This window comes from Ruegeria sp. C6 (genome assembly GCF_056537625.1).
The window spans coordinates 124,277-150,554 of the sequence record NZ_JBQFRW010000004.1; the positions used below are offsets into that span (position 1 = coordinate 124,277).

Consider the following 26,278-nt stretch of genomic DNA (forward strand, 5'->3'; position numbering starts at 1 on the left):
GTTGTATTTGGATTGACCTTTCCCCCGATTTGCGCAACCTCGGCAAAAAAGGGGGCAGGATGCAAAAATACGGACATATTCATCTTCGCAACTTAGGGGTAGCCTCTGATAGATTCCGCTCAACTGATACGGCGCGACCTTCCCGACCGGAACCTGTGCGGAACCGCAAAGCCCATGGCCGAAAGTTAAATGCGGACCTTCGGAACCTTCGCGCAATTTTCGCGAAGTCCGTTAACAATCAAGAGCGTGTTGGCGTTCCTGAGCAGCATCGTGGAGCGGCGCTAACAATCCGTTCCCGCGCCGATCAGCCTCTTGACCTCGGGAAACGCCAATTAGAACGAAAGGGGCTTTCTGTTTTGGGAGTGCGAAAGCTTCCTCAACAGCGAAACGAGTCCGGTAGCACAATTGAAGCACGGGTTTTTTATACCGAAAAAGGTTTCGAGCAGCTCCTAACGCGGGGCGAAAATTACACCAAGTGGAAAGCATCTGACAAAAGGCGACCAGTCAACTTTTGGCTTTTTGAAGCGGCTGAGTCTTTCAGGATCGCCACTATCGAAGACTACTGGAATGACAGTCGTGCGAGTTTTCCTCGCGCCGTTTCGGACGCTGAGTGGGAGGTTTGGACTCGCAGTTCTCTCGATGATCAGTTTCGTAGAGCGGTGAAGGAAATAGGCCTTGAAAGTCAAGGTGAACACACAACGTTTCAGGATCTCAATGTTTATAATTTGATTGGTACAAAGCGGCAAATTGAGGTTCTGGTTCAAGACAGCGCAGCTGTGATCGAGCTGAGGGGGGCATCAAGCTTTGTTGCTAGGGACAATGAGTTTCAGCACCAGAGTCAGCAGTCTCAAGTTCGTGACCTTTTTCACCGAATTGAGACTGCTCCGGACAATTCCCCGATAATCACTCTTTTGGATACTGGTGTGAACCGTATGCACCCACTTATTAGCGGGTCCCTTCCTCCAGCACGATGTCACGCAGCTGACCCTAGTTGGGATGCATTTGATTCAAACGGACACGGTACAAAGATGGCGGGTGTCGCTCTATTCGGAGATTTGGGCAAAGCGCTAAATTCCAGCGCGCCTGTAGTTCTGCCGGTTCAACTTGAAAGCGTAACAGTATCCGCTCCAAATAGCTCAACACGACTGCCTGCACGAGATGCGTTGAGCCGTGCAGTGGACATAGTAGAAGAAACACCTGCGCGACGAGTATTCTGTTTAGCAGCGACCGCGGTCGGTGAAGCTGAGAACGGCTCGCCAACCAGTACTTCTGCAACGCTTGATAAGCTTGCGTTTGGCGACGGGGTTAAAACTAGATTGATCTGCACCGCGGTCGGCAACGTCAATACTAGTCAAATGCAACCTTACCGTGTTGTTCACTACGATCGACGGAATGAAGACTATCCGGTTCAATCCCCCGCTCAGGCCATCAATTCACTTTCTGTCGGAGCGGCAACGCAAATGTGCTCGGTGGCAAACCTTCTTGCGCCAAGCGGCGATCTCTCTCCAACTTCTCGGACAACACAAGCGTGGGACATGGAACGCCCTCACAAACCTGATATTGTCATGGAAGGCGGTAACCATGTGGTCCACCCCAGCGGTGGGCACTCTATACCGCATCCGCCAGATATGGTTGTTACAACAGGGCGCGATTTCGCAAACTGGCCAGTCACAGTGACCGGTGAAACCAGCGCAGCTACTGCAGCGGCTGCTCGCCTCGCCGCACGAGTTATGCAACGTTATCCAGAGATGCGACCCGAGACCGTGCGGGGGCTGATCGTGAATTCAGCGCGCTGGACAAACGCGATGCAGAATAGGCACAAGGACCTCGTGAATATCGGTTACTCGCGCCAACAGGCTACAAACCAAATCCTGTCTTGTTACGGCTGGGGAATTCCCGACGAGAACCGGCTTTTTGAAAGCGCGAGTAATGCATTAACACTCTTGGCCGAAGACACTCTTAAACCCTATGAACTTGTAGACGGACGTTACCGGCTAAGGGAGATGAAGTACTTCAGTTTTCCATGGCCTGAGAGGGCACTAGAAGCACTCGGTTCGACTGAAGTAGAGGTTCGCTGCACTTTGAGCTACTTCGCAGAACCGGACCCGGGCAGCAATAGCCGAGATGAAGCACGCCAATATCCGAGCCACAGGCTTAAGTTTGATTTTAAGCGCTTTGGCGAAACGGATGAGCAAGCGCAGGGTCGATTTAATGGAGCGCTGGAAGCTGAAAAGGGCTTTGGCGATGAATCCGGGTGGCTACTTGGGCAATACAAATCACGTGGTACTATCCATCAAGACGTTTGGCAGGGACCTGCTTATCAATTACGCAACAGAAACGGTATATCTGTTGCGCCGAACCATGGGTGGTGGAGCGCTCACGGAACTAAGCCGGAAGACAAGGACGTGCCATTCAGCTTGATAGTGACAATGACCTCTCCAGAGGTAAGCGTGGACCTGTTTACTGAGGCACTAGCTAATGTCCCCGCCGGTTTGCTCGTTTCACGTGCGAAAGTCACCGTTTAATCGCCGAGTCTTGCCATGACGTCGCCGTAGGTAAGAAACGCAAATGCCGCAACAGAGCTTTTCGCAACATCGGCGCGAGCCTTTGTAAACGCTTCACCAAGACTATTTTGGTTGCGATAGAAGTTATCGAGGCCGCTCTTAACTACGTCGCAGGCAAACTGGTCTTGAACGCGCCACATCGGGGCGATTACAGCCCCAAAACCGCGCTTTGCCATAGTTGGTGCCCATCCTTCAACCCAGCTCAAATTATCGGAGACCGCAGCGGCTTCACAAGCGTTCAAAACTACCAAGCTGCGATCGCGGTCACCCAACTTCGTATCACTAACGTCAACGTCGCCGATGAGTACTTCTGCGTCTTGCATTTCTAGACTTGCATCTGACGCGCTACTAGCCGCTTTCCCGTGTCCCGCGAAGTGTATAAGTGAAATTGTGGGGACGTCTTCTCCCGCATCCATTCTCTTAAGAAACTCTCTTTTTAGAGGTGTTATCACATCTGCACCTAGCTCGCTTTCTAACCACGCTTGTTCTTCTTTAGCCGCCGGTAAAGTAGCGTCGTTCTTGTAGTCTGGTACGAATGATATTTTTCTCCCGCTTGGCAAAACTGGGGGCTGATCTCCGCGTTCGACTGTCCACCGTGCGACCGGGTGCGTGAGAAAAATGTGCTCTCCATCCGGAGGGCGCATCATCTCCCATGGGATGTGAAAGTCGTTAAGAATGAATTGAATAGGAAAAACCGCGCCAATTACCCCGCGAATATGTATGTATGTTTCTTTAAACTCTGTTGGCGTGGCAGCCCATATTTGCTCCCCGATAGCTCCCATCCGTCGTTTGACATTTTCGGGAGCTGTTTCAGGGCACCTGTTCATCAACTTTGATGCAAATAAACTAGGTTCGGCATTTAATTTACATGCCCCAGCCGACCGTGTTGGGGGAGACGGTGCACCTGGAGCGAGGTTCCAAGACCAATGGAGTGTTTCGTCGATTTTGATAACCGTGACGGTCATCGTGGGCGGGGGCGCGTTCGGAGCGATCGTTATCGATCCCGCAGAGCGATCCCGGTTTTTGTCCTTTTCCCTCGCCGCGACAACTTGGCCAATTATCTCAGACTGGTGGCCGCAGAAGCGTCCGGAATGATTAAAGAGAACTACCACTTCAACGTCGGTACCAACAAGAATTTCTTCACTGAGCCGAACACTTACACTTGCAGGGGTCGAACCCCCGTCCTCGCGGACTACAACCTGACCTTTGCCAGAAACACCTTCGGAGAAGGCGCTAGAATTCACTGTTACATCGACTGTGATTTGCTCCCATCCCGGAGGAAGATGAGCAAGTGTCAATGCCTCAGTGGCCTCAAAACGGGGCTCAGTTGCTAGGTCGACGATAATGTTAACTTGAGTACCCGGCTTAAGACTGTCCTCGGAAAAGATAACTGGGTGCCGTCGTACTGCTTGTGCCTTATTGTTTGTGTCTGTTTCTGTGTCTGGGTTGTCCCGTGAGACTGAATCGATGTCCTCGAATGCCTCAGGGGGATTCAAAAACCAATCATCGTCGGCAGCTGGTTGGAATATCCCAACTACTACAAGCTGGTCTTCGATCTCAAAGTCGTCCAGGGAAGCAGCTAGTGTGCGCAGCGCAGCGCTTCGTACGGCCTCGGAATGCACTAGACCCGATATGCTAACTCGCGTCCCCTTTTGGGTCAGGAACAAGCTGTTGATCTCATCCGGAAAAAAAATTTCCAAGTGCCTTGTTAATTTCCTTTCCAAGTCCTTAAGAGACCTCCAGGCAAAGACGCCCTTACTAGACTGACCGCTCATGCCCTGTCCCCCTCAAGGTCGTTTTCGGAGATCGAAAGAACAACATCCTCTACGGCGAGGGATCTTCGACCTTCCACGCGTATCCGCCACATGCCTGCCGGTAACTTCATGGTTCCGGTCAAATACCCGCCGTCTCTATGTAGCGTTCCAGCTGGTCCTCGTTTGCCCGAAGCGTCGAAGGTGGACACTGAAAGCGATTGTTCATGCACTTCTGGCACGTGCGCATCGATTTGGAACTGGCGATCCGCTTGATAGACATCATCTAGGCGAAGCCTAACTTGAGGGCGGTCTGTGCCAGCGCGAAATTTGTCTTCGTCAATACGACCCGTTCGAAGAACGGCAAACATGTGGTCGTCAATAGCCTCTTGATTGCATAGTGCGGCATGAAGTCCTGAAGCATAGGTGGCTTGACCGTACGACATCTCAAAAGGAACAGCAGACACTGCAGGTACCGTACCATCGCCTCCGTGATCCTGTCCGTCGATTGTTTCAAGCAAGTCTAGCTTGTCGTTGTTAATTGCAGCGGATTGAAATGTTGGTTGTCGTGCGGAGACAATTGGGGACACATACTGGGAAGAGTAACCATCCAGTGATTGGTTCCGTGCTGCGGCCTGTTTGATCTCTTGATGGAAAAGAAGAGCAGCATCGACACGTGCACTATCCAGATTTGGGATGTCGTACTCATTAACTCGAAGCAGCTTTCCATCTTTGGCCACGCAAGGAAAAAGTGGCAATAACTGATAGACTGAGTCAAATGAACGCAGAGGCTTTGTTGCATCAACCGGTAGTGGCCCAATCTTCTTGGCAAAACCATTGGCCAGAAACCCAAGTGCATTCAAAGAACCGCGGTGGGGCGTACCAATCGTAAAAAGGCGACGGACATCACGCCATCCACCAAGACATTCAATATAGTATCTCGCGACAAGGCCGCCCATTGAGTGGCATACTAAGACTGCTTTAGCATCTGTGTTTCCCGACGTCATTTTCCAAGCGGCTAATTTCTCTGCAACGAAACGCTCTAGCCTCTTGGCTGAAACCCGATTGTCTCTACGCCAATCGTACGGAAAGCGGAGGAAATTATCGCCCTCCTTCAAACCCACTTTCTCACACAGCTGCGTGCAAAAACGACCATATTGTTCGATCTTCCAAAGTCCAGGAATAATCTGGACATCCGAAACGACTTCGCCTGGTACAATATCGTCGCCTAGATCTTCATCCCCAGTTTCGTTCGCGACTGTCAGCCTATCTAGGCCATTATTAAAAACAGCAGAACCGGCGAGTTTCCAACTTGGGCCCCAAACAAGCTTTTTGCCTCTACGGAGCGTGCTCCCAGCGATGCCTGGCAGAAAGATTACAAGATCAGGAAATTGTTGTGACATTTTTATAACTTACTAAATGCGAGAGGTTTTGCGAATTTTGGAAGTGGTTCTTGTCTACGACGAGCTCCCATTCACAGGAAAAAATGATCCTGAGTTTTTCTTAGGTTAGAGGTCATCACGGCAGTCTACCCACGGGCGAGTATATTTCAACTAAATTGATGTTCGGTTGTCCTGACTTTTTGTGCCAGCAAACGATGAGCACTAATCTGGAACTGTTTTGGTGGCGGGAAGAACTTTTAGTACGTTGACCTTGGGTTAACTGACGACCCCCTCCCCATCAAGAGTTCAATGAAACATTCAGAGGGCGCTACTTCGAACTCTTGGAGCGCTGAGAAGAGTTATTGTTTATTGCATGAAACAAACGGCCATTGGCAAATGCAAAGCAGACGCAATGCGAATTGTAGCTGGTAGGATGGGAAAATCACCCAAGAATAGCGCGGGAAATTGAATGGCTTTCGATATCTTTTAGACTTCTAAAGATTAAAAAACCTCGACCAGAATGACTGCATTACGCTCATCCATTGTTCCCCTTCAAAAGTAGCGCTCGAGCATCGACAATGCGTAGGAGGTGACTTGCCAGAGTGACTATCTCGATGGCTTCTCCCGCATCTTCCATCGGAACGCTGCGATGTGAATGCGGGTTTTTGTAAGATCCTACAGCCCCGGCGAAAAGGTGCATCAGTGCTTCACGTTCCGCTTCCGTTTGTTCTGGGTTTCGGAGCGGCCCGTTTTCTTTATGAAAAGCGCGACGGATCATGGGGACACCGTGATCTCCCTCTTGGAAACCTGCCGCCTCGCGTACAGCGATTTCTACGGCTCGCATCGCCTCGAAAACAGCGGTGGCAAAACGTCCACGGATGAACGAGAGCCAAACCTCCTCAGCAATCGCCGGATGAAGAAGGTCTCTATTCATTCGCCTTGCTAAGTCGAATTGCCTGAAATCCTCTTTTGTTTCAATGCGCTGTGCGCGTCTGCTGAGCATACGCCCTTCTGAACGGTACTCGCCAGGAAAGGGGATAAGTAGCCCTTGCGCCTCTAGCCACGTAAATGACTCGGTTAATGCGAAAGCGACATCAACACGTTTATCCCTTGGATAACCACATCCACCCTCGTGAGGGAGGGGCTCCATCATGACCTCTGTAATGAGTTCAGTTGGCTTTAGCTGGTCAGGCTGTTTAGCATAACGCTCTCTCATCAAGAACAGCAAATTGGCAGCCAATTCTTCTGGTTCCAACGCAATAACGGCATCAGGATCAGGGAGGGCTTCGTGTAGTTCTTTCATATTCTTTCGCTAATGGCGGAGTGTAAAATCTTGGGAGGCTGATACTGTGTACGTTGCAAACAATCAACGTTGGTGAGCAATCCCAATCGAGTGTTCCAAGTTGATGGCTATTGATATGAACTCTTGCGGCATTCCATCATCGCTTTTCCTATGAAGCAACTCAGCTTTTTTCTATCTGACGCGCTAATAGTCGAATTTCATTGCGAGCGACTGTACCCTTAACCGGACACCAATTAACAAAATAGCATACTCTTGACCCTCGAAGACGTAAGCTTTGAGATGCCGGAGCCTAAGGAGGCATTACAGTGTCCGCGTCTGCAGTAATATGGTGTTGGACGATGATTACTCGGAAGTATAGGGTGTATTCTACTGGACATGACTGGGCGATCTAGGCCTTGAGGTGTGATTCCAGAACGTGGAATCATACTGTTCTTTCAAGTACTTGGAAACAAATGGATACCCCAATGGGGGTGCGGATGGGGGTGGTAAGAAAGCAAGTGTTTTGAGAATTCCTAACGATAACAATTGCTTGTTGGATGAGTATGAAGTCGCCCCCGGCACCATTCCCAACAGGTAAGCTACTGTTTCCCTTCAGCTTTAAGTGGAGCTGACCAAGGGCGTAGTACATGCTGGAGAACAAAACCGTTCCCTTCTCATTTGTAAAAGCAGGGGTCTTCAACTTCACACGACGGGTCCCGAAGGACCTCGATCACCACTATACCACCGGAAAAATATCGTTGTCGCTGCGGACAAGATCAGCGGCGGTCGCAAAGTCCCGAGCGCAAAGAGCTGCTCAGCAACTGGATGAACACTGGTATCACCTACGCATCCAAGATGTAGACCTACCGGGTAAGCATCTTCTGAGGATGGGAGGTGCCGCCGAGCTTGGGACTTCGATGTCATGCACCGATCAAACAAGCGTTGATACTGTAAAGCTCTTAGAAGCCGTGTCAGTCTATCTGCAGCTGAAGGGGCAAAGACGTCCAATCACCTTTCACAGAGCTGCTGAGCGGTCGTGTGGCTATGTCTTGTACGTCTGCGGGGACAAAGACATCAGAAGCTATACCAAGACGGATGCCAATGCGTTTCGCGACGAGCTGGTGAAGCGAGAATTGGCGGGTAGCAGTATCACCCGCATCTTTGGGACGTCAGATCAGTCATCAATTTCGCTGCTTCTGAAGCCGGTATCACACTGACCAACCCATTCGCTGGTGTGTACTACGACAGAAGTGCCGGTGTCGAAGATCGTGAACCTATGCCAATCGAAGCGATCCGCTCTCTGCAATCCAAATGCCGGTCCCTTGATGACGACTTGCGATGGCTGGTTGCTCTGGTCTCGGACACAGGGATGCGGCTTTCAGAAGCTGCGGGTTTGCTCAAAGAGGATTTCGAGCTGAATGACCCAGTGCCTCACGTAGTTGTCCAAGAGCATCCTTGGCGTCGGCTGAAGACATCAGGTAGCAACCGAAAGGTACCTCTGGTCGGGGCGTCACTATGGGCCGCCAAGCGCTTGCTCTCTGAGAACACTGACAGCCAGTTCGCTTTTCCCCGGTACAACAAATCGAAAACCACGAACGCTAATTCTGCTAGTGCCGCGCTGAACAAATGGATGAAGCCATATGTACCAAGCCGTTGCACCATGCACAGCTTTCGTCATTCGATGCGTGACAGGCTGCGCGCTGTCGAGTGTCCGTCCGACATCGTCGACCAGATAGGTGGCTGGCAAACCGAAGGCGTAGGGCATGGATATGGTAAGGATAATCCGCTTGAAGTGCTGAGCAAATGGCTGGAAGCAACGGCATAGCTCCAGCATGTACTACGCCCTTGGTCAGCTCCAGTTAAAGCTGAAGGGAAACAGTAGCTTACCTGTTGGGAATGGTGCCCGGGGGCTGTGTTCTATTCCCGTTACAGGCACCCTTGTCAGGTCTCCCGTCAGCAAAACAAGGGCTATCCCGGCAGCTTAGCTGAGGTCAACAGGCACCAGCGGGTCTACGGTATGGTCTACGGTGATGGCTTAGGGGTAGGAAAAGTTCTGCAGTACCCCGAAATCCCCCGCAGGACCTACGGGGGTAAATCACTGCAGTGGTATAGATAGTTAGCCCTTGAGGTATTTGACCCCAAAACATCACCCAAGTGTCATGGCGCGAGTGCAGTTTCGGTCACTACTTCGCCTGTCGAGGGCTCAGGTTCTTCTAGGAGATAAATGCTCGACAGTTCTTCCAGTCTTATCGGCTACCTGTCAATTGCACGGCACTTTAAGCGATGGTGCTTTTTCAGATTTAAGCTAGTTGAAGTGTCTGATCCTTCCCAACTGCAACTGAAAAGAACATGAACGGCGTCAGCTTTTGTGGCGCGGTGCTCACCGGCAATCGACACTCCACCTCATGCCCAAATCCGACAGATGCCTTTGAACCCGCCCAGGATAATCAGATACAATTGCATCCACGCGCAGGTCGATCATTCTGCCTATTTCTTCGTGCGAATTGACCGTCCACACGGCAACACATAGGCCCAGTTCTTTTGCGCGCGCCACATTTTCAGCCGTTACATCCGTGTAGTATGGGCACCAAAGCGAACCGCCAGCTTGCTTGACCAAATTTGGAATTTCATCACGACGACCACGAAAGTCAGGGCAAACCGCTTTCGAGGAATCCTCACCAACATCCGCCGCGTTTTCCGGAAGCTGCGTCAGGTAGGAAGACGGCATGTCAGAAGCCTGCCGCTGACACTCCTCCAACAGGTTCCAATCAAAACTGTGGAGCACCGCGCGCGAAGACAATCCTTTGTCACGTACTTCTTGAAGAACCCGCCCGACAAATTTCTTCCTATAAAGCGCATCGTGAGCCAAATCCGGATCCGACTTCAGTTCGAGCATCAAATAGGCATCGCCGTATTTTGGATCATCAACCAAATCCAGCAAATCCTGCAACTTTGGAACACGGATGCCATCCAGTTGAGCCTGGTCCGGAAACCGTTGGCCATAAGCCGAATGACCATCCAACCGCCCGATGTCAAATTGCTGGATTTGCTCGAACGTCAATGACGAGACCTTCGGCTCTTCTCCGGTCAGAAACAGGCCATTTGCGTCACGAAAGCTGGGAGCGTGCAGCCGATGGTTGTGGGTTATGACCGGTACGTCATCGGCCGTCAGGACAACATCAAACTCAAGCAGCGGGACGCCGATAGAGAGCAAAAAGTCAAAGCCAATCATACTGTTTTCGGGCAGCACACCCCGCGCACCTCGATGCCCCACAACCCGGATCAGGTTTTTGCCACCACGAAAGGCTTCAACCTGTGGAAAGACCATCAGCCTTCCAACCTCTTGCCGGATGAATGGTCAAACAGATGCATGTGCTCTGAGGCAACTGAGAACCGCATGCTCGGATGCCGGCCTTCGATTGGGTGGACACCCGGAAGACTAATCGTAATCGCGTCGCCTGCATCCGTGAGCTGGCCATGCAATAAGGTGTTTGCGCCTAGCGGTTCCGCCATCTGAATAGCGGCTTCCAACGGACCATTGTCGTCCAGAAACAGATGCTCTGGTCGGATTCCAAGCTTTAGTGGGGTATCAGGCCCCGTGGATGGGCCAATCTCTAAGCCCCCTATCTTAACCGTTCCGTTTTCACGCTGAGCATCAAAGATATTCATTGCAGGGCTACCAATAAACTGAGCCGCGAAAAGGGTTCCTGGTGTTTCATATACCTCCAATGGCGTCCCAATCTGCTCAGCGATGCCTCCGTTCATCACGATCATCCTGTCTGCCATCGTCATCGCTTCGACCTGATCGTGAGTCACGTAAAGCGATGTAATTCCAAGCTTTTCCTGAAGCTCGCGAATTTCTAAACGCATCTGAACACGCAGCTTGGCATCAAGATTTGAGAGTGGTTCATCAAACAGGAAAACCGCCGGCTCGCGAACAATTGCCCGCCCCATTGCCACCCTTTGGCGTTGACCGCCTGAAAGCTGCCGGGGTTTGCGGTCCAACAAAGCTTCCAGCTGCAACAGTTTGGCGGCCTCGGTCACCTTCTGGTCAATCTGGTTTTTTGGAAGCCCCGCGATTTTTAGCCCATACCCCATGTTCTGGCGCACCGACATATGTGGGTAGAGCGCATAATTCTGGAACACCATCGCGATATCGCGATCCATCGGCTCTTTGTCGTTGGCTCGTTCTTCTCCAATCCGGATTTCACCGGACGTTACGGTTTCAAGGCCCGCAACCATTCGCAAAAGCGTGGATTTTCCGCAGCCCGAAGGGCCAACAATCACAATGAATTCACCGTCCGCAATATCTATGTCGATGCCATGGATAACGTCCGTCGGGCCAAAGCTCTTTTTGACATTCTCTAAGTTTACTGTTGCCATTTCTTATTTCTCGCTATCGACAAGGCCGCGGACAAAGAGCTTTTGCATAGACACCACTACGATGACCGGCGGGATCATTGCCAAAATCGAAGTGGCCATGATGACCGGCCATTCAGCTACGTCGTCGCCGGATGGGAACATCTGTTTGATACCCATCACGATGGTGTTCATTTCAGGATCGGTAGTGATGAGCAGCGGCCAGAGATATTGATTCCACCCGTAGATAAAAAGGATCACGAATAGCGCCGCGATATTCGTTCGGCTCATGGGGACCACGATATCAATGAAGAACCGCATCGGGCGGGCACCATCGACGCGTGCAGCTTCGGCCAGTTCATCCGGGATCGTCAGAAAGAACTGCCGGAACAGGAACGTTGCCGTGGCCGAGGCGATTAAGGGGAAGATCAGCCCATAGTAGCTGTTGAGCATGCCGAACCCGGCGACAACTTCGAACGTCGGCACAATACGAACTTCGACCGGAAGCATCAGCGTTAGGAAGATCAGCCAAAAGAACGTCGTTCGCCCGGGAAAACGGAAATAGACGATCGCAAAAGCTGACAGCAGCGAAATTATGATCTTGCCCACTGCGATTCCGATGGCCATCACGAGACTGTTGAACAACATTGTGGCGACCGGGACGTTCACGCCGGAAAACAGCGCGGCCTTATAGTTTTCCCAGAATTGATCGCCGGGAAGAATGGGCATGGGCGGCGACACGATTTCCGGCTGGGTCACAGTCGATGCCACGAACGCCAGCCAGATCGGGAAAAAGATGATTAAGACGCCAAGGATCATCATGGCATGGGTCAACCAGATCCCCATGCCACGTTTTTCGACCATTCCGTGTTGTTGGGCTGCCATCAGTAGTGCACCCTTTTTTCCACGTATTTGAATTGGATGACGGTCAGCAGACCAACGACAATAAGCAGGATGACGGACTGAGCGGAGGACGAACCGAGATCTTGTCCAACGAACCCATCCGAGAAGACTTTGTAGACTAGAATGGTCGTCGCCTGCTGTGGGCCACCGCCAGTGATCGTGTGGATGACGCCAAAGGTCTCAAAGAATGCATAGACAACATTCACCACTAACAGGAAGAACGCGGTTGGCGACAAAAGCGGCAGCACGATTGTGAAGAACCGGCGCCAGAAGCGCGCGCCGTCAATTGCCGCAGCCTCGATCACCGATCTTGGGACCGACTGCAGCGCTGCGAAGAAGAACAAGAAGTTATAGCTGATACGCCCCCAGGCTGAGGCTACAACCACCAGGCCCATGGCCTCGGTGCCGTTCAGAACGTGGTTCCAGTCATAACCAAGCTGGCCGAGGTACCACGACACGACACCAACACGCGTGTTGAACATGAACAGCCACAGCACGCCTGCAACAGCGGGGGCAACGGCGTAGGGCCAGATCAGCAGCGTCCGGTAAACACCCGATCCTTTGATCAGGCGGTCCGCTATGACCGCCAGAAACAACGCCGGGATCATTGAACACAGTGTTACGAGCGTTGAAAACACCGCCGTCGTCACGAAAGATGCGCGATAGAACTTGTCGCTCAGCAGAAACTCGAAGTTACCCAATCCAACAAATTGGGACGACAGCCCAAATGGGTCAGGAATGAACAGGGACTGCCACACCGCCTGCCCGGCCGGATAGAAAAAGAAAACGGCGGAGATAATGACCTGAGGGGCGATTAGAGCCAATGGCAGAAGCCAGCCGCGAAAGGTGACGCGTTTTTCCATCCCGATAAACCACCGAATAAAGAAGATGCGGGCCCGAAACAGGCCCGCATCGAATTAGGACTTATTGATTGGCAGACTCGAACCGGCGCAGCAGGGCATCGCCGCGTTCTTTCGCACTGTCCATTGCTTCCTGAGCGGTCTTTTCACCGGACCAGACAGCCTCGAGCTCTTCGTCGATGATGCCGCGGATCTGGTCAAACGACCCCAGACGCAGACCCTTCGAATTCGCAGTCGGCTCTTTGGCGGTCATCTGTATGACAGCAATGTCAGTACCTGGGTTTTCTTCATAGAAACCAGCATTTCGGGTCGCGACGCCAGCTTCGGCGGTGATTGGAAGATACCCTGTGTTCTGGTGCCAGTTCGCCTGAACGTCCGAAGACGACAGGAAGCTCAGGAATTCACCGACACCTTTGTATTCTTCAGGATCGTGACCCTCCATCACCCAAAGCGAAGCGCCACCAATAATGGTGTTTTGCGGCTCGCTTACGACCGCCTCCCAATAGGGCAATGGGCGCACGTCGAATTCGAACTCAGCCTCAGAGCTAATGCCGGCATAGCCTGCCGAACTTTCGGTGAATAGCGCGCATTCACCTGCCCGGAAGTTCGCGCCACCTTCGTTTCTGCGGCCGGTATAGATGAATTTACCATCTTTGGCCCAGTCACCCATCGCGGTCAGGTGCGCCACCTGCGTCGGTCCATTCAACATCAGTTCGGTATCAAGACCGGCAAATCCATTGTCCTTCGATGCGAATGGGACGTCGTGATAGGCCGAAAGGTTCTCAAGGTGGATCCAGCTTTGCCAAGCAGTGACCAGCGGACAGTCTTCACCCCCAGCCTTAAGCTGGTCAAGAACGTCACCAACCTTTTCCCAGGTCGACAAATCCGTGTCAGGGTCAACACCCGCCGCTTCCATAGCATCGCGATTGACCCAGAGAACGGGTGTGGACGAGTTGAAGGGCAGCGACAGCATGTCCCCGTCAGTGGTCGTATAGTAGCCTTTGACAGCACCAATGTAGGCATCAGGATCGAATGATGCACCGCTTTCAGCCATCACTTCATACACGGGTTTGATAGCCCCTTCGGCCGACATCATCGTTGCCGTGCCTACTTCGAAAACCATCAGGATATGTGGTTGTTCACCTGCTCGGAAAGCAGCAATACCCGCATTCAAGGTTTCCGAATAGTTGCCTTTATGGCTTTCTACTACAGTGAACTCATCTTGGCTGGCATTGAACTCTTCAACCTGAGCCTTCACAAGATCGCCTAGTCGACCGGTGAAGGCATGCCAGAACTGAATTTCGGTTTGCGCCATAGCCGCCACCGGCGACAGAGCAGTTGTTAAGGCGAGAGCGCCTAGAAAATTCTTTTTCATGATTCCTCCCATGCATCAGGGGTTGATGCTTCGTTGAATACCGACCGCAACGCGTAATCAGCACACATGACGATTTCACGACGTTAACGTTACAATTTTATAATTCAAGCATTTAATTTTTGAGAAAAACATAACATTACATTATAAACCAACCAGGCAATCAACGAACCAGGTTCAAAATATGAGTCAAACTTTGCGGATCCGGCAATTGGAAGCGCTCATGGCCGTTTCCACCAATGGGTCGGTCACTGCTGCGGCAACGGATCTTGGGATAAGTCAGCCCGCAGTCAGCAGACTGCTTTCTGATTTGGAAAAATCACTTGGCTTTCAGCTTTTTGATCGCCGCGAAGGTCGCTTGGTGCCCTCGCAGGAGGTACGATATCTGCAACCCAGCGTAGAGCGCGTTCTGGAATTGATGAAGCAAATCTCGGATGTCAGTCAGGACATCACACAGCGCAAAGCGGGTCACATCCGCGTCGCTTGCTTACCGGGATTCGCCACAAGTCATCTTCCCGATGTCGTCGCCAAGTTTTTGCAGGATCGGCCCGGCGTCACCCTGACGATTGAACCAGACCGACCGGAACGGATTCTCGAGTGGATGATAGGTGAGCAGTATGATTTCGGGATCACGGACAGCTTTAACGGTCACCCGGCCGTTGAAAGCAGAAACATCAATGTCCGCACAGTTTGTGTGTTTCCCACCGGACATGAATTGGAAAGCCTCTCTGAGGTGACACCAGCGGATATTAAAGATGCTAAAATTATCCATACACGACGCGACAGCGACTTTTTTGTGCGGCTTTCCAAAGCGTTTCAGAGCGCCAACGTAGAGTTGAATTCCCACATCGAAGTCAGGCAGTTCACCGCAGCTTGTGAGTTGGCACTAAAAGGTGTCGGAGTTTCCGTGGTAAGCGAGCTGGACGCCGTCCAGTATTCAACGCGTGGATTGAGCTATAGGCCGTTCAAGCCATTGCTTCCACATACACTATCGCTTGTGCGCCCAATATTGAAACAACCGTCACTAGTGACACTCGAATTCATCGAACAGTTTCAAGAGAGCTTAAAACCGTTCAAAGCCCAATGAGCCCGTCAAAAACCCACGGCACATGAAAGAGCCTTTGCGCTGCCGACAAATCACCTACCCCTTTCTGCATAAGAAACATCAGAGTTTTGAGACCTCTGGGCATCATCCGGATCCAGCACCAAAGCGATCTACACCCATTCAGCCATGACCAGTGAATACGCCCAATGCGTATGTCTATGTGTTGATGATGGGATTCTTATCATTCGCTAAAGGAATAGATATGGCGACCCGTTGGGCCAGTGATCTTCGATCCTGGTCCGCTGAGCGTCGTCAAAGTTCAGGTGTGCGACCTGAGCATTTGTGAACTCTTCTCGCATGGCATGGATTAATCCTGCGGGTTTTATGGCATCGGGATTCTCTGCCGCCTTTTCAACACGGGGCTCGACTGCTGTTTCGCCCAATTTGATCGCCGGTCCGAGCAGTGCGAAGGCAGGATTGATGGACAGAGCTGCGATCGCACCAATGAATTCAGCGATGCCCGCGCCCCATTTCAATCTGACTGGTATTTTGGTGGCTGCAACAGCCTTTGCGTAGGCCTTAACCAGCGTCTCCATGCGCTCGCGCGCCTCTTGTTTGCTGGTTCCTCTCAAAGCTTCGACCGATGTCCAGGCACGCAAGGCGTTGCGGTGTTCCTGCACCTCAGGCATTGCGCAAAGATCAAGCGCGGCCTTGATCTGATCTTGATGAGAGCGTGTCTTGCCCTCAGCAGTTTCGTGATGTGGAACCAGAAATTCCCAACCAAACGCACGCAGCAAAGGTTCCTGCTCTGGAGTGTCATCAAGGAAAGCCTGAGGGCCATCATAGGCCGGGATAACTGCGACCTCGGTGAGAGGTATTCCCTTGATCAGCGCCCGGTTCCGTTTGGCATCCACGAAATCCTGAAGAACCCGACGGGTTAGGTGAAACGCAGGCGCATCGAAATCCTCTTCCTTTTGCGCTGCTTCGAATCCGGGCAGTTGCTGAAGATCGGCCACATCCATTTCGGCGTCCGTAGCGATCTTTCGTTTTTTCCACTCCATGTGGTGCGTGTTGTCCCAGGAAACCTCCATCAAACGTTCACTGGGAATCCAGCTTAGTATCTTGTCCTGGCGCACCGGGTTCCATTTTGCAGGCCAGGTCGTTCCTTGCGGTGACCGGGGGATCACCAGTGTCTCGAAAAGCACCAACTCGGCGACGAAAGCGCTCGGTCGAAGGTGATCGCGCACTGACATAGTGCCCCAAAGCTGCGACGAATTGTTCATGGCATTTCTCCTGCAATCGTCTTGCAGATCAGGTTACCATCTTTGTGCACCAACCCAAGATGGTTGCTTGGGTATGCCCAAACAAAGCTGATGTAGCTTATGCAACAGGAATGCGGAAAACTCATCTCGCCGCGCTCGCAATTCCGCGCCACCATTTCTAATAGCGCCCAAAATGCCAAGCGTTGTCGCGAACGACTGGTCAGGCAATGCAGCGGTGCGATAGGACGGTATTTCCCGAAAATCCGGTCGCACCATTCTAGGCCATCAATGTGAATGTCCGCGTAGAGGATATTCATGGCTTCCTAGTCTGATGGCCCTCTTCTTCAGCAACACAGTGATTACATCCGTGATGGCGTTGCAAATTCGATGCCAGTCGTACGGCGCTAACCGTTACATACCTGCAGCTACAGCTCCGCATTGACCGAGAGCCTCGGGGGAGCGGCGATAGCAAAGCAAAGGTGACCGCGCCTTCCGATTTAGCTGGCAGATTTTTGCGGGAATCGGCAATAAATGCTACGATAGCTTTGTTGGCAGGATCGCCGCTGGGTCTCTCCGGCCATCGCGCTTCGTTATTCTTTTTTTATTACAACAAGTTCTTTTTTTGCCGTTCGGCCGGGCGATCCGGGGCCTCTGGGCCAGCGTTTCAGAATGCTTTTGAACGGAGGCAGACATGCCGGAAACAGTATTTGAACGCGCGCCAGACGGCGCAATCATTGGACTTCAGCATCATGGCGACCCTCTTGGAGGGCGTTCTAAAGGAACCAGTGCGCTGGATGTGGCGCAGGCTTATGCCGCCGAAGTGGCGGGGCTTTACCGGATAAAGCCTGATTTTCTTGACAGGCTCGGCGAGAGTGTTTCAGGCAAGTATAATCGCGAGGAGGGCAGCAAGCTACGGCTGGAAGAAGCCAAGGCAGTACAGTCCTTTCTGGTCTACACATTTCGTCAGACACATCACGGCATCCCGGTCTGGGAGCGCGGTCTGACACTGCGCATGGCCGGCCCAGACAATGTGGTCACCGGTTCGTCCTCAAGTGTTGCTGCCGATATCGAACTCAGCAACGCCCCTACTCCGCCTGCTGGCCGCGACAAACAAGCTGGCACGGTTCTGCGCGAAGCTGTGAAAGGGGCCAAGTTCACAAAATTCAAGGTTAATGACACCCGGGACTTTGTCTATCGCTACGACGCAGAACATCGCCTGCCAGACAAAGAACCGGGCGAGATCGAAGGGGCCGAGTTAACCCCGCTGCCAGAGATTGGTCGTGTACCAAAGGGCATCAAGGACGGCGAATGGCGTTTCGTAAGCCTTGTGCATTTTGGCTGCAAAATTCCCGACTACGGAGAGCTGAACTGGCGAGCATTGGTCGATTGGGAAACCGGCGCGGTGCTTTACATCCGGCCATTGGTGGGGTGTGTTTCGGGTTACGTCTTCACAGACGACCCGATATCACTTTCAGGAGATTCAGAGCTTGATCCGACGGCCCCGGTTGCGCTTTTGGATGCGCAACGCGAACTGGTGGCGCTGGAACGGTTGATATCACCGGGCGGTGGCGCACCGGTGGAACTAAGCGGCGAATTGGTGGCGGTACGGGATCTCGACACACCAAACATCGCCCCACCGACTGAAAACGCCGGTGCAGCATCGATCTTTGATTATCCCGCCGACAGCGACGATTTCGCGGCGGTCTGTGCGTACTACAACCATGATTTCCTGTATCGCTTCGTCCAGTCTTTGGGCTTCGATCTGCCCAGCTATTTCGACGGGGTGACCTTCCCAGTGGATGTTGATCACCGCTGGTTCAATCCCATTGCAGGACCGGTGAATGCTCAGGCGCCAGGCAATGCCATAGGCAATGGTGTACTACGCTTTCGTTATGCGCTTGCGGCAAATGGCTCCACAGTCGGCATGGCCACAGACTCGCGCGTATCGGCGCATGAATTCGGGCATGCGGTGCTGTGGGATCATCTCAATTGGCCTAATTTCGGCTTTTGTCATGGCTTTGGTGACGCGCTGGCGGCAATACTTTACGATCCGCAGGGTATCGCGCCGGATCGTTTCCGCACCTTCCCCTTCAGCAACCTGATCACCCGGCGATGGGATCGGTCGGTCGCCTCGGGTTGGGGCTGGGGTGGCACGATGGACGTGGGCGGATATCGGTCAACCGAGATCAATGCCACTACTTTGGGCCGAATCTATCGATCTCTCGGAGGTGATTCCACAGAACTAGACGACAGGCTGCATGCCAGCCGCTACACGATCTATCTGATCCTGCAGGCGGTGCCGCTTTTGGCCGGGATCGTGCCCAACACAGTCGAAGGTTTTTCCCGCGCCTTGCAGGAATCAGACGAGAACACTGCTCAATTCGACGGTGCAGCCGGAGGCTGGGCACACAAAGTGGTACGCTGGGGCTTTGAGAAACAGGCGCTCTACAACGGATCCCCGCCTGATGTTGACGTCTTCATTGATGACGGACGGCAGGGTGAATACCCTTGGCACCAACCGGGCAACAATGCTCCCGGCATCTGGAATCGGCACCGCCCTGACGGCGGCACCGACCACGAGACTCCGCGCCGCTGCGTCGAGAATTATCTGTATGTCCGGATCGGCAATCGCGGCAACTACCCAGCCCAATCAGTGACTTTGTCACTAGCCCGCGCGACGGAAGGCAAGGGCACCACATGGCCGGATGACTGGGATCCGCTTATCGTAGGCGAACCTATCGGCCAATCAGTGCATTGTGGCGACGAAGTGATCGTCGGCCCGATCCCATGGTGCCCCGAGGACCTGTGCGAGGAATACATTCTTGCCAGCGTGGATACGCCAGAAGACCGCAGCAATGTCGAAACGATCGCAGGCAGTCTGCCTGTCGATCGACTGGCGCTTGGTGACAACAACGTCGCCCTTCGCCGAATGGAGGTGAACCGCGCCGAAGATGACACCCCTTGCTGCGAGGAGGAAGAAACGAAGATGACCTATCGTTACGCCGTCAAGTTCGTCTGCGGCTGTTCCAAGGGCCGCATTTTGTCCCAGGGCCGCTATCACACAGCAATCAACATCGGAAACGGCAGCGGCGATGCTGTGCGTTTTCGTAAACGGGTGTCGTCGGCCTTGCCAAACGAAAAACCGGGCAATGTCTCGGCCAGAACGAAGAACAAACTCGGTCCCTGGGAATCGATGGAGATCGATTGCGAAGATGTGGCACGACACCTGCGGGTGGCCGAATGCTGTTTCTTAAAAGGGTTTGTCTTTATCGACAGCGAAACACCGCTGGACGTGGTCGCGGTCTACACCGCCGCCCATGGTGAAGGCGAAGTGGAAACCATCGATGTCGAACCGGTCGTGCCTCGGCTGATCAAAAAGGTACCGCCCCCGCCACCGCCACCTCCGCCGCCGCCCCCACCCGAGGACAAGCCGGACCTAATCCCGGTGCAGCCCTTCCCGCCCGGCCCGCCGCCCTTCCCGGCTTGGTATTGTGAGGAGCCGCGCAAGTTGAGGATCATCGTGCGTAACATTGGTGCAGGGGCTGCCGGGCCTTCGACCACGCGGGTCGATTTCTTCCAGAGCGGCGTGGTGGTCGATCTGCCGACACCAGCACTGGGGCCAAACGGGGATGAGACCACGCTATCGCTCGAATTCCCGGACGAGGTCAAAGGTGGCGAGCAGATCCCCTTCAAGATCACCGTCAATGCCAATCCGGCCGATGGTGTGACGGAAACAGACACCACCAACAACAGCGACTCTTCCTCCTGCGGCCTGGCCAGCTAAAGCAAACTGGGGGTGGCCCGGGCCATTATCGGCCCGGGCTGCGCGATCTAGAGGTGCCGGTCGCTAGGCTGAATCATGATCGTGATTGCGCTCTACATACAGGAGGGCAATTTGCTTCAACGACACCAAGGTGGGACCGCCCTGTCTGATCCCAAAGTCAGACCTCAAGCTGCGATTTAAGTATACTTTTCTACCGCTTCCCAAGGGGCGACAGGGTCGCCGCAGCCTAGTAACTATCTCTTTTCCGTTGCGCATCTTTGATAAGAGCAGCAAGCCGATAGAAACCGTGGGCCATCTTGGTGTAGGGCGTTAGCAGGAAGAATGTCAGGACCGATCCAAGATGAATAGCAAGCAACGCGGGCATCAAAGCCGTTGATCCGAAAGCGTAAAGAGCAAGTCCGCTAAAACCGACGAATCCCAGCAACAGGATGAAACCGATATCGCCGCCCCATGCCGAAGCATCACCGAGATTGCGATCGGACCTTTGCTTGAGAATTGCCATGGCGCAGCAACCCACTGTCAACAACACACCGCCGGAGATTCCGAATAGTTTGGGCAAAGACCAGAACCCGTACGGCGCATGCATTCCAAAGCCATAATGCATAACCGTTGCAATCGAGGTCGACGCGAAGCAAAGCAGGAAGCCATACATGATCGCGTGGTGAATATGACGTCGCGCCTGACTGAACCGGTCTTCTTCTTCAAAATTACAGCCTTCACCATGACCTGCGGCAAGATCCTGCATTTTACCCGCTCGTTTGAAGGCGGCCAGCAGGTCCGCCATTTTGATGGGTTTTCCCCCCACCTCGGCCCAATAGCGCCTTACGCTGATGGCAATGCTAAAGAGTGGCAGCAAGAATGCCGGAGCAAAAATCGCAACCATCGCATTATGCGACAGAACGGCATAAAACCCGTCCCCTCCGCTAGAACCTATCGCGCGAATTGCCCAGAACAACAGGGCAAATCCGACCACAAGTGCCAGCGCAATCGCCCCGCCCTGGGTGTGAAATCGGCGCGCCAGCGGCTGCGGCCATGCGAAGCTTTCCCAGCTGTCCCTCCGTACCTCGGCCAGAGCCTTCGGCAAATTCAGGTCGAACTCGTGCGGGGCTGTGTACTGGCAGGCGTAGTAGCAGCCGCGGCAGTTGTGGCACAGGTTGGCCAGTTGCGTGATGTCCCCATCCGAGAACGCGCGTTCCGCATGAAGCGACGGAAAGACCGAACAATAGCCCTCGCAATAGCGGCAGGCGTTGCAAATTTCAGCCTGACGGCGGGCTTCCTGTATCAATTCAGTTTGCATAAGCGGCGGCCTCACGTCCTGCGATGCGTCCAAAGACGGTTCCGATGGTCATGCCGAAACCGGCTAGATAGCCTTGCCCAAGGATCGAGCCCGCCATGGTTTCGCCAGCCGCCCACATGTTTTTGATCTTGCCGTCGGCGCTCGAACATTGCGCGGCATCGTCGACTTTGAGGCCCAAATAGGTGAAGGTTACGCCCGTACGCAGCGAATAACCGTAAAATGGCGGCTCGGTGATCGGACGCGCCCAGTTGGTCTTGGGCGGGTTCAAGCCAGATGTTGAAACGCCGTCCAGCTCTGTCGGATGAAAGGCGCTTGTATCTCCGCAGGCGGCGTTGAATTCAGCGATTGTTGCGGTCAACTTTCCGGCAGGCAGGCCCATCATCCCGGCCAGTTCTTCCAACGTATCTGCCTTCAGCGGTGGAAACACCGACGGCATGAACAGATTCAACGAATTGGCGTCGATGATCACATAGCCAACTTGATCTGGTTGGGCTGCCACCAAGCGCCCCCAGATTGCATAGCGCTTGGGCCAGACATCCTCGCCCTCATCGTAGAAGCGCTCGGCATCCTTGTTCACGACGATCGAAAACGGCACGCAATCCAGACGGGTGACAATACCACCGTCAAATTTCGGTGCACGCCCATCAATAGCAACGGCGTGGCATTGGGTCGGGTCGCCAACACTCTCGACGCCTTGGTCCAGAAGATCAGCCAGGACCACGCCTCGGTTATAAGGAGTGCCTCGGATCAGAAAGTTTTTTGCAGGCTCACCCCATGCACGGGTCAGCCAATCCGTATCGGCCTGAAACCCGCCCGAGGCGACGATGACTGCCTTTGGCATTATCCGGTGGTTTTGACCTTCATAGGTATAGTCGACCCATTCGATCCGATCCCCGTTCAGCTCCAAATGCGTGACGGCGGCTTCATACAAAACATCGATACCCAAACCCGCCGCAGTTCGGTAATAAGCATTCACCAGAGACTTCCCGCCTCCCATAAAAAAGGCATTTGTCCGCGCCAAAGAAAGTGTTCCGGAAAGAGAGGGTTGAAACCTGACACCGTGCTCTTCCATCCATGGCAGGCATTCCTCGGAAGTGCGGATCGCGAGGCGGGCCAGATGCTCGTCAGTTTTGCCGCCGGTGACCTTCATCAAGTCCGCGAGATATTCGTCTTCGCTATACTCTTCGATCAACGGGCCCAAAGGGCCACCATGCATGCAGCGAAAATTGCGCGTATGGCGCGAGTTTCCTCCGCGATAGGGTTTTGGTGCGGTTTCCAGTATCAGAACGCGGGCACCGGCTTCCGCGGCGGTCATCGCGGCGCACAAAGCAGCGTTCCCGCCACCGATCACAGCGATATCGTAAGCTTCCTTTTGGGTGGCCATATCCTGTCTACCTAGTGATTTTCGTCGGTTGTCCGATCGCGTTCCTGCAACGCCCGGATACGCATTCGTTGTGCGGCCTGAATATGCCCGCGCATTTCTGTCTCGGCCGCCGCGCCATCACGTGCCTTCAGCGCGGCCATGATACGCCGATGTTCAGCGACTGCCGCTTCGGCCCGATCTCCGTCCAACAATTGCGACGGCCCAAGGATCAGCAGCGCCTTCTGCAAGGACAACATGGATTTCGCGAGAAATCGGTTCTTGGCTGCATCCAAAAGTGTGGCATGAAATATCCGGTTGATCCGAGCCGCGTCTGGACCTGTGCCAGCCTCGGCCAAACGATCATTCAAAACGTCCAACTCGTCCAATTCGACATCCGACGCCGCACGCGCTGCTAGACGGGCCGCAGTGCCTTCGAGCACTGCGCGCATCTCATAGAGCTCCATCACCTCGGCGTAATCCAGACTGCGGACGGTCGCGCCCTGCCGTGGTACATGCGTGACCAGGCCGTCGGTCTCCAGCTGCCGGATCGCCTCGCGCACCGGTGTTCGGCTGACACCCAACCGTTCAGACAGCTCAATCTCGCGCAGGCGCTCGCCGGGCAGAAGGGTGCCCTCGCGAATCTCATCCAACAGGCGTTGATACGCCGAATTGCCTTGCGGGCCAGGCTGTAAGGGGTCGTCCTGAATGGTCATCGCGTGCTCACTTGTCTTCTTGCGTCCATTTGTATACATTTGGATACATAGTGAGTCAATATTGTCGGAAGGTGCACTTTGCCCACCCAGAACAAAACACCTTCTCTCCTCGCAAAGCGGGCCTTAACACTGGGCTTGGCACTTCTTGGCACAGGGCTATTCTGGGCGTTGGATCTGCCATTACCTTTTCTGTTCGGCCCGATGAGCGCGTGTCTGATTGCGGCTCTGGCTCATGCTCCAATGGAAGGCTTTGGTCAGGTCTCGATTGCGGCGCGAACCATACTTGGCGTGGCTGTGGGGTCCTCGATTACCCCAGCCCTATTTGCAGAACTGCCGAAGATGGCAGCGTCGATTGCACTGATCCCGTTCTTTATCCTGCTGATCGCGCTGGTCGGAGTGCCTTTCTTCCGCAAGGTCTGGGGCTTTGATACCACGACTGCGTTTTACGCGGCCATGCCCGGCGGATTGCAGGATATGATCATCTTCGGGGCCGAGGCTGGCGCTAACCCGCGAACGCTGTCCCTGATCCACGGAACCCGCGTTCTGATTATTGTAACGCTGGCCCCTCTGTTTCTTACGGTGTTTTACGACGCCCAACTCACCAACCCAATCGGAGAGCCCGCGCGCAACCTGCCGATACATGAATTGGCGCTGATGGTTCTTGCTGCCTTTGTCGGCTGGAAAGGCGGTGAGCGGATCGGCTTGTTCGGAGCGTCGATTCTAGGACCAATGATCCTGACGGCTGCGTTGTCACTGGGCGACTTCATTCACACCCGACCGCCTCGCGAGGCCATCCTTGCGGCTCAGTTCTTTATCGGCTGCGGAATCGGCGTGAAATTCGTAGGTGTCACATGGGTCGAACTACGCCGTGTGGTAGCGGCGGGCTTCGCCTATGTCATTGTCCTCGCCGTTCTGGCAGCCGCTTTCACCGCCGTTGTCACCACCTTGGGGCTGGGCCAACCGGTCGAGGCATTTTTGGCCTTTGCCCCCGGCGGGCAGGCAGAAATGACAGTTCTGGCCATCGTCTCAGGCGCGGATCTGGGCTTTGTGATCACGCATCATCTGACAAGGATCGTGTTGGTAATCATCGGTGCGCCGATAGCGGCCAACCTTATCCTGCGCTGGTCCAAACCTCGGGGTTGATCATGTGAACCGGAGCGCCTGCAGCGTAGGCGTTCACTTGATCGAAAATGTCCGAAAATTGCAGATCGAACTCATCCTCGGTCACAAAGCCGATATGCGGCGTCGCAATCAGATTTGGATGCGAAAGCAAGGGGTCTTTCGGATCATTGAGGGGTTCGGAATCGAAGACATCGATTGCGGCCTTCCCGGGATGGCCGGCATTCAGCGCCCCAAGCAATGCCCCTTTTGCAATAAGGCCAGCACGAGATGTATTCACAAACAGTGATCCCGGCTTCATGTGCGCGAAGTCTGACGCAGTAATGATGCCGTTTGTGCCTGGCTTTAGGCGAACATGGATCGAGACAACATCGCTGTTGGCAAAGAAAGCTTCGCGGTTCGCGGCGACCTGAACACCATCTGCCTGCGCCCGAACCCGGCCTTCATCTGAGGACCACCAGACTACATTCATTCCAAATGCCTCGGCGTAGCCCGCGACAACGCGTGCGATACGGCCATAGCCGTACAGTCCCAGCTGCCGCCCTCTCAGCGTCTTGCCAACTCCGGCCTGCCACCGCCCCGCTTTGACCGAGGCCATCTGCGCCGGTAAATCGCGCATCCCAGCCATGATCAGCGCCCAAGTGAGTTCGGCTGCAGCATATGAAGGCGTTCCACCATGCATGTTCGAACACAGCAGAACACCGTTGTCCGAGCATGCCTGCACATCAACGTGCGGATACACGCTGCGCTGACTTATCAATCTCAGGTTCGGCAGCTTTTCGATCAACTCGCGGGTAACTTTGGTGCGTTCGCGAAACAGAACCAACGCTTCGGCCTTCTGCAACCGTGCTGCCAATTCATCGGTATCCTCGACATGATCTGTCCAGATCTTCACTTCATGGTCGGATAGCTTTCCAAAACAAGGCAAGCCCTGCAGAGTATCAAACCAATCATCCAGAATGTGAACCTTCATCGACTTTCCAAACCCTGCCCGGTGTTCAGTTTTCTTGGCGTCGGCACAAAATGCAGCGTATCGAGTGCTGCAAGCGCATTGCGGACCCGCTCGCTTTGATCCAGCAAATGGTTGAACTGCTCATCGCACCCGGCGATCGGCGTCGGGTATTCTGCAATATCCCGCCGCAGGACCGACTGCGCCAGCCTGAGTTCCTGACGCGCAATATCGAGGCATTCAGAATAATTGTTCATCGTGGCACCTTCATAT

Annotated in this window: 21 protein-coding genes; 6 read left to right on the plus strand and 15 right to left on the minus strand. The window is 53.8% G+C overall.

Features of this window, described 5'->3' with window-relative positions:
- Positions 1-59: 59 nt before the first annotated feature.
- A complete protein-coding gene (locus ACR0MJ_RS14515; RefSeq protein ID WP_480761456.1) occupies positions 60-2,525 on the plus strand; it encodes a S8 family peptidase in 2,466 nt (821 codons plus the stop codon).
- Here the strand turns inward: ACR0MJ_RS14515 and ACR0MJ_RS14520 are convergent.
- The 3 genes from ACR0MJ_RS14520 to ACR0MJ_RS14530 form a co-directional block, all read right to left on the minus strand.
- Positions 2,522-4,339, minus strand: a complete 1,818-nt coding sequence (locus ACR0MJ_RS14520) for a CHAT domain-containing protein (RefSeq protein WP_480761457.1) — start codon at positions 4,337-4,339, stop codon at positions 2,522-2,524. The two genes, ACR0MJ_RS14515 and ACR0MJ_RS14520, sit on opposite strands and share 4 nt — an antisense overlap.
- Positions 4,336-5,718, minus strand: coding sequence for an esterase/lipase family protein (locus ACR0MJ_RS14525; protein WP_480761458.1), 1,383 nt, complete (start codon positions 5,716-5,718; stop codon positions 4,336-4,338). The genes ACR0MJ_RS14520 and ACR0MJ_RS14525 overlap by 4 nt, the downstream gene beginning before the upstream one ends.
- A 514-nt stretch (positions 5,719-6,232) precedes the next feature.
- Entirely contained in the window at positions 6,233-7,000 is a 768-nt protein-coding gene (locus tag ACR0MJ_RS14530; protein WP_480761459.1) for a TIGR02391 family protein, read from the minus strand.
- A 626-nt stretch (positions 7,001-7,626) separates the two neighbouring features.
- Between ACR0MJ_RS14530 and ACR0MJ_RS14535 the strand changes: the two genes are divergently transcribed.
- Both ACR0MJ_RS14535 and ACR0MJ_RS14540 read left to right on the plus strand, forming a co-directional pair.
- Complete coding sequence (locus tag ACR0MJ_RS14535) at positions 7,627-8,196, plus strand: DUF6538 domain-containing protein (protein WP_480761461.1); 570 nt, start codon at positions 7,627-7,629, stop codon at positions 8,194-8,196.
- Between the two features lie 59 nt (positions 8,197-8,255).
- Positions 8,256-8,804 carry a tyrosine-type recombinase/integrase gene (locus tag ACR0MJ_RS14540; RefSeq protein ID WP_480761462.1) on the plus strand — a complete coding sequence of 183 codons (549 nt, stop codon included), beginning with the start codon at positions 8,256-8,258 and terminating at the stop codon, positions 8,802-8,804.
- A gap of 555 nt (positions 8,805-9,359) precedes the next feature.
- On the opposite strand, the gene ACR0MJ_RS14545 is transcribed toward ACR0MJ_RS14540, so the two are convergent.
- The 5 genes from ACR0MJ_RS14545 to ugpB form a co-directional block, all read right to left on the minus strand.
- Entirely contained in the window at positions 9,360-10,307 is a 948-nt protein-coding gene (locus ACR0MJ_RS14545; RefSeq protein WP_480761463.1) for a glycerophosphodiester phosphodiesterase family protein, read from the minus strand.
- Positions 10,307-11,362 carry a sn-glycerol-3-phosphate ABC transporter ATP-binding protein UgpC gene (gene ugpC, locus ACR0MJ_RS14550; RefSeq protein ID WP_170392711.1) on the minus strand — a complete coding sequence of 352 codons (1,056 nt, stop codon included), beginning with the start codon at positions 11,360-11,362 and terminating at the stop codon, positions 10,307-10,309. The genes ACR0MJ_RS14545 and ugpC overlap by 1 nt, the downstream gene beginning before the upstream one ends.
- Positions 11,363-11,365: 3 nt before the next feature.
- Positions 11,366-12,202 carry a sn-glycerol-3-phosphate ABC transporter permease UgpE gene (gene ugpE / locus ACR0MJ_RS14555; protein ID WP_170392936.1) on the minus strand — a complete coding sequence of 279 codons (837 nt, stop codon included), beginning with the start codon at positions 12,200-12,202 and terminating at the stop codon, positions 11,366-11,368.
- Between the two features lie 20 nt (positions 12,203-12,222).
- Entirely contained in the window at positions 12,223-13,104 is an 882-nt protein-coding gene (ugpA, locus tag ACR0MJ_RS14560) for a sn-glycerol-3-phosphate ABC transporter permease UgpA (RefSeq protein ID WP_155150415.1), read from the minus strand.
- A gap of 61 nt (positions 13,105-13,165) precedes the next feature.
- Positions 13,166-14,476, minus strand: a complete 1,311-nt coding sequence (gene ugpB, locus ACR0MJ_RS14565) for a sn-glycerol-3-phosphate ABC transporter substrate-binding protein UgpB (RefSeq protein ID WP_170392713.1) — start codon at positions 14,474-14,476, stop codon at positions 13,166-13,168.
- A gap of 181 nt (positions 14,477-14,657) precedes the next feature.
- Between ugpB and ACR0MJ_RS14570 the strand changes: the two genes are divergently transcribed.
- A complete protein-coding gene (locus ACR0MJ_RS14570; protein WP_480761466.1) occupies positions 14,658-15,560 on the plus strand; it encodes a LysR substrate-binding domain-containing protein in 903 nt (300 codons plus the stop codon).
- A 206-nt stretch (positions 15,561-15,766) separates the two neighbouring features.
- Here ACR0MJ_RS14570 and ACR0MJ_RS14575 read toward each other — a convergent pair whose 3' ends face one another.
- Together ACR0MJ_RS14575 and ACR0MJ_RS14580 are read right to left on the minus strand one after the other, a co-directional pair.
- Positions 15,767-16,801, minus strand: a complete 1,035-nt coding sequence (locus tag ACR0MJ_RS14575) for a hypothetical protein (RefSeq protein WP_480761470.1) — start codon at positions 16,799-16,801, stop codon at positions 15,767-15,769.
- The gene (locus ACR0MJ_RS14580; protein WP_170402481.1) at positions 16,798-17,097 is read right to left on the minus strand and encodes a hypothetical protein; all 300 of its coding nucleotides are present in this window, start codon (positions 17,095-17,097) and stop codon (positions 16,798-16,800) included. The genes ACR0MJ_RS14575 and ACR0MJ_RS14580 overlap by 4 nt, the downstream gene beginning before the upstream one ends.
- A gap of 374 nt (positions 17,098-17,471) precedes the next feature.
- Between ACR0MJ_RS14580 and ACR0MJ_RS14585 the strand changes: the two genes are divergently transcribed.
- Entirely contained in the window at positions 17,472-20,564 is a 3,093-nt protein-coding gene (locus ACR0MJ_RS14585; RefSeq protein ID WP_480761473.1) for a hypothetical protein, read from the plus strand.
- A gap of 226 nt (positions 20,565-20,790) precedes the next feature.
- Here ACR0MJ_RS14585 and tcuB read toward each other — a convergent pair whose 3' ends face one another.
- From tcuB to ACR0MJ_RS14600, 3 genes are read right to left on the minus strand one after another with little or no spacing between them, the layout of a single operon-like run.
- Positions 20,791-21,861, minus strand: coding sequence for a tricarballylate utilization 4Fe-4S protein TcuB (gene tcuB, locus ACR0MJ_RS14590; protein WP_480761474.1), 1,071 nt, complete (start codon positions 21,859-21,861; stop codon positions 20,791-20,793).
- Positions 21,851-23,245, minus strand: coding sequence for an FAD-dependent tricarballylate dehydrogenase TcuA (gene tcuA / locus ACR0MJ_RS14595; RefSeq protein ID WP_170625053.1), 1,395 nt, complete (start codon positions 23,243-23,245; stop codon positions 21,851-21,853). The genes tcuB and tcuA overlap by 11 nt, the downstream gene beginning before the upstream one ends.
- 11 nt (positions 23,246-23,256) lie before the next feature.
- Complete coding sequence (locus tag ACR0MJ_RS14600; protein ID WP_170392730.1) at positions 23,257-23,937, minus strand: GntR family transcriptional regulator; 681 nt, start codon at positions 23,935-23,937, stop codon at positions 23,257-23,259.
- 78 nt (positions 23,938-24,015) lie between these two features.
- Between ACR0MJ_RS14600 and ACR0MJ_RS14605 the strand changes: the two genes are divergently transcribed.
- On the plus strand, positions 24,016-25,080 hold the full coding sequence (locus ACR0MJ_RS14605) for an AbrB family transcriptional regulator (protein ID WP_480761476.1): 1,065 nt from the start codon (positions 24,016-24,018) through the stop codon (positions 25,078-25,080).
- Here ACR0MJ_RS14605 and ACR0MJ_RS14610 read toward each other — a convergent pair.
- The gene (locus ACR0MJ_RS14610; protein ID WP_170402496.1) at positions 25,049-26,029 is read right to left on the minus strand and encodes a D-2-hydroxyacid dehydrogenase family protein; all 981 of its coding nucleotides are present in this window, start codon (positions 26,027-26,029) and stop codon (positions 25,049-25,051) included. The genes ACR0MJ_RS14605 and ACR0MJ_RS14610 overlap by 32 nt on opposite strands.
- Positions 26,026-26,262 carry a hypothetical protein gene (locus ACR0MJ_RS14615; RefSeq protein WP_170513062.1) on the minus strand — a complete coding sequence of 79 codons (237 nt, stop codon included), beginning with the start codon at positions 26,260-26,262 and terminating at the stop codon, positions 26,026-26,028. The genes ACR0MJ_RS14610 and ACR0MJ_RS14615 overlap by 4 nt, the downstream gene beginning before the upstream one ends.
- Positions 26,263-26,278 lie beyond the last annotated feature (16 nt).

Excerpts from the sequence above, each read along its gene's own strand:
- ugpB (WP_170392713.1), bottom strand. The coding sequence starts at position 14,476 with ATGAAAAAGAATTTTCTAGGCGCTCTCGCCTTAACAACTGCTCTGTCG.
- ACR0MJ_RS14580 (WP_170402481.1), bottom strand. The coding sequence starts at position 17,097 with ATGAATATCCTCTACGCGGACATTCACATTGATGGCCTAGAATGGTGC.
- ACR0MJ_RS14545 (WP_480761463.1), bottom strand. The coding sequence starts at position 10,307 with ATGGTCTTTCCACAGGTTGAAGCCTTTCGTGGTGGCAAAAACCTGATC.
- ACR0MJ_RS14530 (WP_480761459.1), bottom strand. The coding sequence starts at position 7,000 with ATGAAAGAACTACACGAAGCCCTCCCTGATCCTGATGCCGTTATTGCG.
- ACR0MJ_RS14615 (WP_170513062.1), bottom strand. The coding sequence starts at position 26,262 with ATGAACAATTATTCTGAATGCCTCGATATTGCGCGTCAGGAACTCAGG.
- ACR0MJ_RS14610 (WP_170402496.1), bottom strand. The coding sequence starts at position 26,029 with ATGAAGGTTCACATTCTGGATGATTGGTTTGATACTCTGCAGGGCTTG.
- ACR0MJ_RS14570 (WP_480761466.1), top strand. The coding sequence starts at position 14,658 with ATGAGTCAAACTTTGCGGATCCGGCAATTGGAAGCGCTCATGGCCGTT.
- ugpE (WP_170392936.1), bottom strand. The coding sequence starts at position 12,202 with ATGGTCGAAAAACGTGGCATGGGGATCTGGTTGACCCATGCCATGATG.
- ACR0MJ_RS14535 (WP_480761461.1), top strand. The coding sequence starts at position 7,627 with ATGCTGGAGAACAAAACCGTTCCCTTCTCATTTGTAAAAGCAGGGGTC.
- ugpA (WP_155150415.1), bottom strand. The coding sequence starts at position 13,104 with ATGGAAAAACGCGTCACCTTTCGCGGCTGGCTTCTGCCATTGGCTCTA.
- ugpC (WP_170392711.1), bottom strand. The coding sequence starts at position 11,362 with ATGGCAACAGTAAACTTAGAGAATGTCAAAAAGAGCTTTGGCCCGACG.
- ACR0MJ_RS14520 (WP_480761457.1), bottom strand. The coding sequence starts at position 4,339 with ATGAGCGGTCAGTCTAGTAAGGGCGTCTTTGCCTGGAGGTCTCTTAAG.
- ACR0MJ_RS14575 (WP_480761470.1), bottom strand. The coding sequence starts at position 16,801 with ATGAACAATTCGTCGCAGCTTTGGGGCACTATGTCAGTGCGCGATCAC.
- tcuB (WP_480761474.1), bottom strand. The coding sequence starts at position 21,861 with ATGCAAACTGAATTGATACAGGAAGCCCGCCGTCAGGCTGAAATTTGC.
- ACR0MJ_RS14585 (WP_480761473.1), top strand. The coding sequence starts at position 17,472 with ATGCCGGAAACAGTATTTGAACGCGCGCCAGACGGCGCAATCATTGGA.
- tcuA (WP_170625053.1), bottom strand. The coding sequence starts at position 23,245 with ATGGCCACCCAAAAGGAAGCTTACGATATCGCTGTGATCGGTGGCGGG.
- ACR0MJ_RS14540 (WP_480761462.1), top strand. The coding sequence starts at position 8,256 with ATGCCAATCGAAGCGATCCGCTCTCTGCAATCCAAATGCCGGTCCCTT.
- ACR0MJ_RS14525 (WP_480761458.1), bottom strand. The coding sequence starts at position 5,718 with ATGTCACAACAATTTCCTGATCTTGTAATCTTTCTGCCAGGCATCGCT.
- ACR0MJ_RS14600 (WP_170392730.1), bottom strand. The coding sequence starts at position 23,937 with ATGACCATTCAGGACGACCCCTTACAGCCTGGCCCGCAAGGCAATTCG.
- ACR0MJ_RS14515 (WP_480761456.1), top strand. The coding sequence starts at position 60 with ATGCAAAAATACGGACATATTCATCTTCGCAACTTAGGGGTAGCCTCT.